Below are 10,461 nucleotides of genomic sequence, written 5' to 3'. Positions count from 1 at the left end.
GTCCCCTTCAGCGGTCCTTCTCCTCCAGGCGCACCTTCACGTCGGTGATGACCTTGAGTCGGCGGGGCGGGTCTTCCTTCTCCGAGGACAGGTCTGCCTGGACGCGCATTTCCATCTCACTGCTCGCGGGCCAGAGTCTGTCCAAGCGGAAGACGGTCTCCCCCCTGGTCTGTGAGCGGATCATCATCCGCTCGGAGCTGTCCGAGCGCGTCTGGTATTCGGCCGGCACGGGCTGGTTCTTCGACGTCTGCTGGATGAGGAAGCGCGTCCCCGCCCGGCTTCCCTCCAATGAAAAGAGTTCGAAGCTGCCGGTGCCCTGCGTCCCCACGGGGCCGCTGCCATACAGCGGCTGATCCCACCGCGCGCCCAGGCCAATGGCTTCCTGGGGGAAGGGGTTGCCCACGAACTGGAGCGCCTTGGCCAGGTCTTGCAGCTCCCTGCGGCGCTGGGGCTCCAGGTGGGCGGGCAGCTTCAGGTCCAGGGTGTTGCCCCGCCGTCCGGACAGGCCGGCACCGGTGAGGCCCGGGAGGAACGCCAGGCTCTTGCGGACTTCGTCCACGTGCTGCTCGGACGTGCCGGGGTGGACGAGCAGGTCCACCGCGTCGAGCGTGAAGTCATAGCGCGTGTCCCCCTCCGGGGAGACCGACTGGACGTGGATGATGAAGGTCATCCGCGTGGAGGGCGCTGGCGGCGCGCGCCGCGTCGTGCCGCCCGTCTCCACCGTGACGGACGAGGCGTGGATGGCGGAGACGACCTGCTTCGACCCGGGTGCGGGCTTGAGGAGCAACTGCCTGCGCGGCTCACGGCCCTGCGTGACGAGGAGCATGGCCGTGACGCTAGCCCGGCCCCTTCGCCCGAGCCAAGCCGGCGCGAGCGCAATCACAAGCAACAATTCCACGAACACTTCATTCCCCCATCAACGACTGTCGTTCAATTTCTCTCCCTCCTTGAGAAAACGAGCCAATCATTATCACCCCACCGGGTGCGGACCCACCCTGCCTGAAGACTCAGAATTAACAGTGTTCCATCGATTTTATCTTTTGGTTGAGTAATCCGTGGATTCATCTTTTTGAACACTCTACAAGGCGCCGGTCACAACGAGGGGCACCCATGGCCAAGGCGCGAGACAAACATCCTTTTGTATTGCCAGAGTTCTATGTCCCCTGGCCCGCGCGCCTGAATCCAAACCTCGAAGCAGCCCGGGTGCACTCCAAGGCGTGGGCGCGCGAATTGGGAATCATCGGCGCGCCCAAGGACGGCAGCGCTCCGGAAATCTGGAGCGAGAAGAAGTTCGACGCGATGGACTACGCGCTCTTGTGCGCCTACACCCATCCGGAGGCGCCGAGCCCGGAGCTGGACCTCATCACGGACTGGTACGTCTGGGTCTTCTACTTCGACGACCACTTCCTCGAAATCTACAAGCGTCCGCAGGACCGCGAGGGCTCCAAGGCGTACCTGGACCGGCTTCCCCAGTTCATGCCGGTGGACCTGTCCACGCCCATGCCCAAGCCCACCAACCCGGTGGAGGCGGGCCTGGCCGACTTGTGGATGCGCACGGTGCCCACCAAGTCGGTGGAGTGGCGCAAGCGCTTCTTCGAGAGCACCAAGGCGCTCCTGGACGAGTCCACGTGGGAGCTGGACAACATCAGTGAGCACCGGGTCTCCAACCCGATTGAGTACATCGAGATGCGCCGCAAGGTGGGCGGGGCGCCCTGGTCCGCGGACCTGGTGGAGCACGCCGTGTTCGCGGAAGTCCCGGACCGCATCGCCGCCAGCCGGGCGATGCTCGTGCTGAAGCACTCGTTCGCGGACGCGGTCCACCTGCGCAACGACTTGTTCTCCTACGAGCGGGAGATTCTGGAGGAAGGCGAGCTGTCCAACGGCGTGCTCGTCATGGAGCGCTTCCTGGACATCGACCCGCAGGCGGCGGCCAACCTGGTCAACGACGTGCTCACGTCGCGGCTCCAGCAGTTCGAGAACACGGCGGTGACGGAGCTGCCCTCGCTCTTCGCGGAGCAAGGCCTCAACCCGGTGGAGCAGGCCAATGTCCTCGTCTACATCCGAGGGCTCCAGGACTGGCAGTCCGGCGGCCACGAGTGGCACCTGCGCTCCAGCCGCTACATGAAGCCCGTCTCGGGCCCCGGCGCCGAGCTGAACCTCCCCTTCCCGGGCCTGCGCACGTCCGCGCTGCGCATCCCCCTGTCGCCCGGCGCGCTGGGCCTCAAGCGATTCAAGAGCTTTGCCCATGTGCCCTACCAGCCGGTGGGCCACCTGGTGCCACCGAAGTTCTACATGCCGTACACCACGGGGCTCAGCCCCCACCTGGACGGCTCGCGCAAGGACTCCAAGGCGTGGGCGCGGCGCATGGGCATGCTGGACGCGCTGCCCGGTCTGCCCGGCGTGTACATCTGGGATGACCACAAGTTCGACGTCGCGGACGTGGCGCTGTGCGGCGCGCTCATCCATCCGGACGCCTCCGTCGCCGAGCTGAACCTGACCGCGGGCTGGCTCGTCTGGGGCACCTACGCGGACGACTACTTCCCGGCCTTCTACGGCTACACCAAGGACATGGCCGGGGCGAAGCTCTTCAACGCCCGGCTGACGGCGTTCATGCCGGATGACCCGGCCACCAGCACGGCGGTCGCGACGAACCCGGTGGAGCGGGGCCTCGCCGACCTGTGGGCGCGCACCGCGGCCAACCTGACGCCGAACGCGCGTAACCTGTTCCGCAAGGCCATCCAGGACATGACGGAGAGCTGGCTGTGGGAGCTGGCCAATCAGATACAGAACCGCGTCCCGGACCCGGTCGACTATGTGGAGATGCGCCGCAAGACGTTCGGCTCGGACCTGACCATGAGCCTGTCGCGGCTGGCCCACGGCGACGCGATTCCGGCGGAGATCTTCCACACCCGGCCCATCCGCTCGCTGGAGAACTCGGCGGCCGACTACGCCTGCCTCACCAACGACGTCTTCTCCTATCAGAAGGAGATTGAGTACGAGGGCGAGCTGAACAACGGCGTCCTCGTCGTCCAGCGCTTCCTGGACCTGGCGCCCACCCAGGCAGTGGAGGTCGTCAATGACTTGATGACCGCGCGGATGGAGCAGTTCCAGCACACCGTCGCCACCGAGCTGCCGTCACTCATCCGCAACTTCAACCTGGACGCGCGGGCTCAGGAGAAGCTCAACCTGTACGTCGTGAAGCTCCAGAACTGGATGGCCGGCGTGCTCATCTGGCACCAGACGGTGGACCGGTACAAGGAGTTCGAGCTGAAGGGCAGCCGCAAGCCCATGCCTCACGTGCACGGTCCCACGGGGCTGGGCACCTCCGCGGCCCGAATCGCCTCGATGTTCAGCGCCCTCCGCCAGTCCTGACTCATTCGTAATCCCAACCTTTTCCCAGTCTCCCCACCTCTGAAAGACAAGGTGCCCTCATGGCGAACTCGATGAAGCCCGGCAACGAAGCAGAGAACCAGCTGTTGAGCCTCGGGACGGCGGCGGCGCGGCAGCTCGCGACGACGACCAAGTCCGTTCCGCAGATGCAGGGCATCTCCTCCCGGTGGCTGCTCAAGCTGCTGCCGTGGGTGCAGGTGTCCGGTGGCGTGTACCGCGTCAATCGCCGCATGACGTACGCGGTGGGCGATGGCCGCGTGACGTTCACCACGGCCGGCGCCAAGGTCCAGGTCATCCCCCAGGAGCTGTGTGAGCTGCCCCTGCTGCGCGGGTTCGACGACGTGGAAGTGCTGCAGGCCCTGGCCAACCGCTTCGAGCAGAAGGAGTTCAAGGCGGGCGAGGTCATCACCGCCAAGGGCCAGGAGGCGGACTCCATCTGCCTCATCGCCCACGGCAAGGTGAACCAGATTGGCGCCGGCAAGTACGGCGACGAGACGGTGATTGGCGTGCTCGCCGACGGCGACCACTACAGCTTCCAGGCGCTGCTGGAGTCGCAGGACTTCTGGACCTTCACGGCGAAGGCCGTCACGGCGTGCACCGTGCTGATGCTCCAGCAGTCCGCGTTCGAGGCGGTGGTCGCCCAGGCGCCCTCGCTCCAGAAGCACATCGAGCAGTTCAAGGCGCGCTCGAAGAAGAAGCAGGACACGTCGGGCCAGGCCGCCATCGAGCTGGCCGCGGGCCACACGGGCGAGCCGGTGCTGCCGGGCACGTACGTGGACTACGAGACGTCCCCGCGCGAGTACGAGCTGAGCGTCGCGCAGACGGTGCTCCAGATTCACAGCCGCGTCGCGGACCTCTTCAACGAGCCGATGAACCAGACGGAGCAGCAGCTGCGTCTGACGGTGGAGGCCCTGAAGGAGCGCAAGGAGCACGAGCTCATCAACAACCGCGACTTCGGCCTGCTGCACAACGCCGACCTGAAGCAGCGCATCCACACCCGCTCCGGCCCTCCGACGCCGGACGACATGGACGAGCTGCTCTCCACCGTGTGGAAGGACCCGTCGTTCTTCCTGGCGCACCCGCGCGCCATCGCCGCCTTCGGCCAGGAGTGCAACCGCCGGGGCATCTACCCCACGAGCGTGGAGCTCAACGGCAACATGGTGCCCGCCTGGCGCGGCATCCCCATCTTCCCGTGCAACAAGATTCCCGTCTCCGACTCCCGCACCAGCTCCATCCTGCTGATGCGCGCGGGTGAGAAGAACCAGGGCGTCGTCGGTCTGCACCAGGCCGGCATCCCGGACGAAATCGAGCCCAGCCTCTCTGTCCGCTTCATGGGCATCAACGAGAAGGCCATCATCAACTACCTGGTCAGCGCGTACTTCTCCGCCGCCGTCCTCATCCCGGACGCGCTGGGCATCTTGGAGAGCGTCGAGATTGGCCGCTCGGAGTAACGAAAGCCCGACGCCATGACGAACCCAAACAATCCAGGCGGCGGAATGGACTCGCAGTTGACGAGCTTGAGCACGGCGGGTGCTCGGCAGCTCGCGACGACGACCAAGACCGTACCGCAGATGCAGGGCATCACCCCCCGGTGGCTGTTGCGCATGCTGCCGTGGGTGGAGGTGACGGGCGGCACGTACCGCGTCAACCGTCGCCTGAGCTACTCGGTGGGAGACGACCGGCTCAACTTCGGCAACGTGGGCGCCCGGGTGGAAGTGCCCGCCCAGGAGCTGCACAAGCTGCCGCTGCTGCGCGGCTTCGAGGGTGACAGCGCGGTGTTCCAGGCCCTGGCGAGCCGCTTCGTCCAGAAGGAGTACAAGGCCGGCGAGTCCATCGTCGAGGCGGGGACTCCCGCCGAGCACGTGTTCCTGTTGGCCCACGGCAAGGCGAAGAAGCTGGGCAAGGGCAAGTACGGGGACGAGCTGGTGCTGGACGTGCTCGCGGACGGCGACCACTTCGGTGACCAGGCGGTGGTGGAGTCGAACGACCAGTGGAGCTTCAGCGTCAAGGCGACCACGGCCTGCACGGTGCTGGCGCTGCCCCAGCAGGTGTTCGAGGACCTCATCAAGCAGTCCCCTGCCCTGCAGGCGCACGTCGCGCGGTACAAGGAGCGCCTGAAGAAGCCCCAGGACAAGATGGGGCAGGCGGCGATTCCGATGGCCGCGGGTCACTCCGGTGAGCCGTCACTGCACGGCGGCTACGTGGACTACGAGCTGGCTCCGCGCGAGTACGAGCTGAGCGTGGCGCAGACGGTGCTCCGCGTGCACACCCGTGTCGCGGACCTGTTCAACGGGCCGATGAACCAGACGGAGCAGCAGCTCCGGCTGACGATTGAGGCGCTGAAGGAGCGGCAGGAGCACGAGCTCATCAACAACCGTGACTTCGGCCTTCTGCACAACGCCGACCTGAAGCAGCGCATCCACACGCGCTCCGGCCCTCCGACGCCGGACGACATGGACGAGCTGCTCAGCCGGCGCCGCAAGTCACGCTTCTTCCTGGCCCACCCGCGCACCATCGCCGCGTTTGGCCGGGAGTGCACCCGTCGCGGGCTGTACCCGACGGTGGTGGACGTGCAGGGCACCAAGGCGATGGCGTGGCGCGGCGTTCCCATCCTGCCGTGCGACAAGATTCCCATCACCGAGCAGCGCACCAGCTCCATCATCGTGATGCGCACCGGTGAGTCGGACCAGGGCGTCATCGGCCTGCACCGCACGGGGCTCCAGGACGAAGTCGAGCCGGGCCTGTCCGTGCGCCGCATGGACATCAGCGAGAAGGCCATTTCGTCCTATCTCGTCAGCACCTACTTCTCCGCGGCGCTCCTGATTCCGGATGCGCTCGGAGTGCTCGAGAACGTCGAGCTGGGCGGCTGAGGTTTCGCCACGGGAGCGGGCTCGCAGGTGGAGCCCGCTCTCGGCAACACGGGGCGTGTCCGGAGTGTCCCGGGATGGGTCCAGGCAGACCAGGAGCCGGCCTGTCCCGAGTCATGGCTGTCCATTCCGGGCTGACGTGTCACGCGGCTTCGCTGACGTGTCCGTGACGCGTCCGTTTTGACTGTCTTCGATTGTTGGCGTGAGGAACATCGCTCCGCCCTGCTCTTGGACAAGTCCATCCCTGTCACGGGTCCAGCGCTTGCAGATCACCGCCCCGCGTGCGGCGTGGCCCTGGCTCGCCGCCGCAGGGAGAGTGACTCCATGACGCAGCCCCACTTCATTCCGCTTCACACCGCCACGCACGCGCTGGCGCGCTCTGTGAGGCGGCTTTGCCGTCGCCATTATTCCGAGGACCTTCGCACCTCCACCCCGGAGGCGACGCGATGAGCCCCGCACATGGCCCACGTGGAGTCCTCCTCGCCGCGCTCCTGCTCGTGGGCACGACGGCCTCGGCGCAGGTGACCTTCGACTGTCAGACGATTCAAGAGCGCGCTCCCGCCACCGGCCTCGGCGCCAATCCGAAGGCCGTGGCCTCCGTGCCGCTCGCCAGACAGCAACAGGGCTACGTTCGCGTGGGCGGCGGGTGCGAGGTGTCGCGCTTCGGCTACGACTCCGCGCACGCCGAGGTCATGGTGCAGAACGCTCCCGACGGGGACTTCGGCTGGCGGTGCAAGGGCGCCGACCCCGCGCTCGTCATCAATCCCGCGTGGGCCAAGGCCTCCGTCACCTTCTGCAAGGCCAGCGCGCCCAACGTCAGCAGCCTGCGCTTGCAGTGCAAGACGCTCAGCTCGAAGACGGGCCCCTCGCGCAACCCGCTCGCGGAGGTGTCCCTTACCCCACAGCTCGCCACCGAGGGCTATGTCGTCGTCTCCGGCGGCTGTGACTCCTCCCACGCGATGAATGGCTCCATCCACGCGGAGAACGTCGTCGTCTCCAAGCCCACGGCGAATGGCAAGGGCTGGCGCTGCCAGGCCGCGGACCCGCCGAACCATCCACAGGATGCCACCGTCACCGCGTCACTCGTCGCGTGTCAGCTCGCGGTGGACCCCGCGCAGGCGGCCCTCCTCACACCGAAGCCCGCGCTGCGCTGCGCGGTGAGCCAGGGCGTGAAGACCACGGGCGTGGCCTATCCCCGCGCCCTCGCCGCCGCCACGGGCAAGGTCATCAGTGGTGGCTGCGACCTCTCCTATGCCGGCAATGGCTCCGCGCATGCGCAGTTCATGGTGCAGCACGGTCCCCAGGCGGACGGCGCCTGGTCCTGCTGGGGCGCGGACCCGCCGCTCATCAGCAACCCGGGCAGCGCACAGGCCAGCGTGCTGAGCTGCGGCATCACCACCGTCCCCGCCACCACACCGCTTCCCGCGCCGACGCCGACTCCCTCGCCCACTCCGACGGCGCGCAAGAATCCGGTCGTCATCGTCGGCGGCACCCTGGCGAGCGAAATCCTGTACTGGACGCTGGAGAGCCGGTTGGACAGGGATGGCTACCAGCGCTTCTTCTTCGAACTGCCCAGCGGCGGCTTGATTGACCTTCACGAGAGCGCGCGACAGCTCAAGTTCAAGGTGGCGGACGTGCTACTCCAGACGGGCGCGAGCAAGGTCCATCTGATTGGCCACAGCCAGGGTGGCGCGGTGGCCCGCGCGTACGTGCGTGACTTCGGCAATGCGTCGGTGGAGAGCATCATCAGCCTGGGCACGCCCCACAAGGGCACCGACGACGACCCGCTGCTCGCCCTGGTGGCGCGCCTGTTGTTCAACTGCACCGGCACCGCGGCGGACCCGCTGCCCTGCAAGCAGATGAAGGCGGGCTCGGCGTTCATCGCGGAGATCAACACGCGCCCGCCGAACGACCCCGTCTACTACACCAACATCAACACCCTGCATGACGTGTTCACCAAGGCGAACTCGAACGGGAAGATGGACAACTGTGACCGGACGAGCCCTTCGGGCGAGGCGCTGCAGTGCAACGTGACGGTGCAGGACTTCTGCAAGGACAACCTCGTCGAACACGTGGGGCTCGCGTCGAACGGGGTCGTCTACAGCGGCATCCGGCAGGCGCTGGAGCATCGGAAGATAGCGCTCAACTGCACGGAGCTCTGAGGCCCGCTGTCTTCCATCCATCCGCCGCCCGCCCGTGGGAGGTGCCCGCGCGCGGGCGGCGTTCGAGGTTCGCCGACGGACTCAGCTCGCGTCGGTGGCCACCTTGCCGAGGTGGCGCAGGAACCCGGCCCAGCCCTGCTGGTAGTCGCTGCGGTCGACCGGCAGCTCGAAGCGGTCGTGGATGACGGTGACGCGCGTGTGGCGCCCTTCCGCGAGGGGCTCCAGCAGCCACGTCACGCGCGTCATCGGCTTGTCCGGCTCACCCCGCCAGTCGGTCCAATCGGTGACCAGGCGCTCGTTCTCGACCTTCTCGAGGATGCGGGTGGGGCCGCCCGCCACGGACCTGCCCTCGCAGGTGTAGTTCCATCCGTAGGAAATCTCACCGCGCTCCGCGTCGACGCGGGCGGCGCCAAAGAGCCAGCGGTTCATCAGCTCGGGGACGAGCAGGGCGCGGTACACCTTCGCGGGCGGCGCGGCGATTTCAATCGACGCGCGCACCTCGGGGGTATTGCTGCTGAAGTCGGGCAGCGTGAGCTGGATGCCCTCGCGAAGGTGGTCCTTGAGGTTCCCGGTGTGGATGCGCCACAAGTCGTCAATCACGTGACGCGGCTGGCGAAACGGCAGCTGCCCTCGCACGGCGTGGCGAATCACCAGTGAACACGCGTCCGGGCCCTCCCCTGACTGGAGCGTGTAGTTCACCTCGGTCGGGACGCCTTGAATCGTCCAGCTGAACCTGAGCTCGCGGCCGGGCTCGAGCGCCGTCAGGACCTGGTCGCGGCCAGGCTCGCGGGGCGCGCCGAGGGTGGCCTTGCCCCAGAAGCGGTAGGCCCCACCGACGCGCGGCTCGACCTCGGCGTGCTCGGCGAACCAGTGACGCAGCTCGGCCGGGTCGGTCAGTGCGCGGTAGACCCGCTCGGGTGGAGCCGGCAGCTTGAAGGTGAACTCGTGCTCGAACGACGGGCTCATCGGGGCCTCCTCTTCGGGGAACGTGGGGCGCGACGCACCGGGACCTGGGGTGGGCCTGGAGCGTCGTCGTCGGGCATCGACTCGATGAATTGCTTCAGGTCATGGAGCCGCGCGGGCCAGAACACGCGGTAGTCATCGAGCCAATCGCTGATGAGCCGCAGGCGCAGCGGCTCCAGCGTGTAGACGCGCTCGCGTCCCCGGCGCTCCTCGCGGACCATCTCCGCCTGGCGCAGCACGCGCAGGTGGCGCGACACCGCGGGCCGGGTCATCGCGAAGCCCGTGGCGAGGCTCCCCGCGGTCGCTTCGGAGCCCCGCAGGCGGGCCAGCAGCGCCCGCCGGGTGCTGTCGGCGAGCGCGAAGAACACCGCGTCGAGCGTCGTGGACGGCCCCGAAGACGTGGGCAGGTGGGCGTGGGCGGAGCGAGGACTCATATGTCAACGACTCGTTACATATCAGCGCACGCGAAATCGCGGCAAGCAGATTCGAAACGAAGACGTTACGCGTCGTTCGTTCCCCCAAACGGGGCCACTCGCGGGCGGCGTTCAAGAGTCGTGGACGGCCGCTGCGTCAGGGAAGACAGGTCATCGTCAGGAGCTTGAGGGGAGCACTTCCGTCCTGGCTCACCATCAACTCGAGTCTGTCATCGGCGTTGAATTTCCCCGCGACGAGCCCCCTGGGCATCGCCTCCAGGACGACGTCTTGCCTCTCCGCGAGCGAGCCATCGCCCAGACCCATCAACAGGCTGACCCTGTTCGCGGCCGGAATCGTCGCGGCGACATCCAGCTGTGACGTCGGCGCCATGCAAGGTGTGCAAGGGAGTACGCAGTGCCGACACATTTCACGGCGGTAGCGCAACCGCGAGGAGTTCTCCCGGCGATGGCGACTGACGCATTGAGACACTCCAAACTAAAACGGAGGGTATGTGCATGTATTGGCTTCGCGTCAGGAGCATGGGACAAGATGCGCGCCATGACTTCACCCACCGTGCATTCCGCGCAGCGCATCGCCGACCCCGCCGGCGGCGCTCAGCATTACCGAGGCCGTGGCCGTGTAGTCACGCCGTTTCCGAAGAGCAG

General features: G+C 67.1%; 8 protein-coding genes. 4 read left to right on the top strand and 4 right to left on the bottom strand.

Annotated features, from left to right (window positions below):
• Positions 1–7: 7 nt before the first annotated feature.
• Positions 8–826, bottom strand: coding sequence for a hypothetical protein (locus HUA76_RS41415; protein WP_174464021.1), 819 nt, complete (start codon positions 824–826; stop codon positions 8–10).
• Positions 827–1,110: 284 nt separating this feature from the next.
• Between HUA76_RS41415 and HUA76_RS41410 the strand changes: the two genes are divergently transcribed.
• From HUA76_RS41410 to HUA76_RS41395, 4 genes are all read left to right on the top strand, one after another.
• A complete protein-coding gene (locus HUA76_RS41410) occupies positions 1,111–3,372 on the top strand; it encodes a family 2 encapsulin nanocompartment cargo protein terpene cyclase (protein ID WP_174464020.1) in 2,262 nt (753 codons plus the stop codon).
• 59 nt (positions 3,373–3,431) lie between these two features.
• A complete protein-coding gene (locus HUA76_RS41405) occupies positions 3,432–4,841 on the top strand; it encodes a family 2B encapsulin nanocompartment shell protein (RefSeq protein WP_141641405.1) in 1,410 nt (469 codons plus the stop codon).
• A 15-nt stretch (positions 4,842–4,856) separates the two neighbouring features.
• Positions 4,857–6,260: a family 2B encapsulin nanocompartment shell protein gene (locus tag HUA76_RS41400; protein ID WP_141641406.1), complete on the top strand. Its 1,404-nt coding sequence runs from the start codon at positions 4,857–4,859 to the stop codon at positions 6,258–6,260.
• 443 nt (positions 6,261–6,703) lie between these two features.
• Complete coding sequence (locus HUA76_RS41395) at positions 6,704–8,419, top strand: alpha/beta fold hydrolase (protein WP_174464019.1); 1,716 nt, start codon at positions 6,704–6,706, stop codon at positions 8,417–8,419.
• Positions 8,420–8,500: 81 nt separating this feature from the next.
• On the opposite strand, the gene HUA76_RS41390 is transcribed toward HUA76_RS41395, so the two are convergent.
• The 3 genes from HUA76_RS41390 to HUA76_RS45005 all read right to left on the bottom strand — a co-directional run bounded on the left by HUA76_RS41390 (position 8,501) and on the right by HUA76_RS45005 (position 10,186).
• Positions 8,501–9,385, bottom strand: coding sequence for an SRPBCC domain-containing protein (locus tag HUA76_RS41390; RefSeq protein ID WP_174464018.1), 885 nt, complete (start codon positions 9,383–9,385; stop codon positions 8,501–8,503).
• Positions 9,382–9,816 (bottom strand): helix-turn-helix transcriptional regulator, encoded by a 435-nt coding sequence (locus HUA76_RS41385; RefSeq protein ID WP_174464017.1) that lies wholly within the window; start codon positions 9,814–9,816, stop codon positions 9,382–9,384. The genes HUA76_RS41390 and HUA76_RS41385 overlap by 4 nt, the downstream gene beginning before the upstream one ends.
• A gap of 136 nt (positions 9,817–9,952) precedes the next feature.
• A complete protein-coding gene (locus tag HUA76_RS45005) occupies positions 9,953–10,186 on the bottom strand; it encodes a hypothetical protein (RefSeq protein WP_217440880.1) in 234 nt (77 codons plus the stop codon).
• Positions 10,187–10,461 lie beyond the last annotated feature (275 nt).

This window comes from Myxococcus sp. CA056 (assembly GCF_013336715.1).
GTDB lineage: Bacteria > Myxococcota > Myxococcia > Myxococcales > Myxococcaceae > Myxococcus > Myxococcus llanfairpwllgwyngyllgogerychwyrndrobwllllantysiliogogogochensis.
This window is presented reverse-complemented; position numbering and strand designations above follow the sequence as displayed.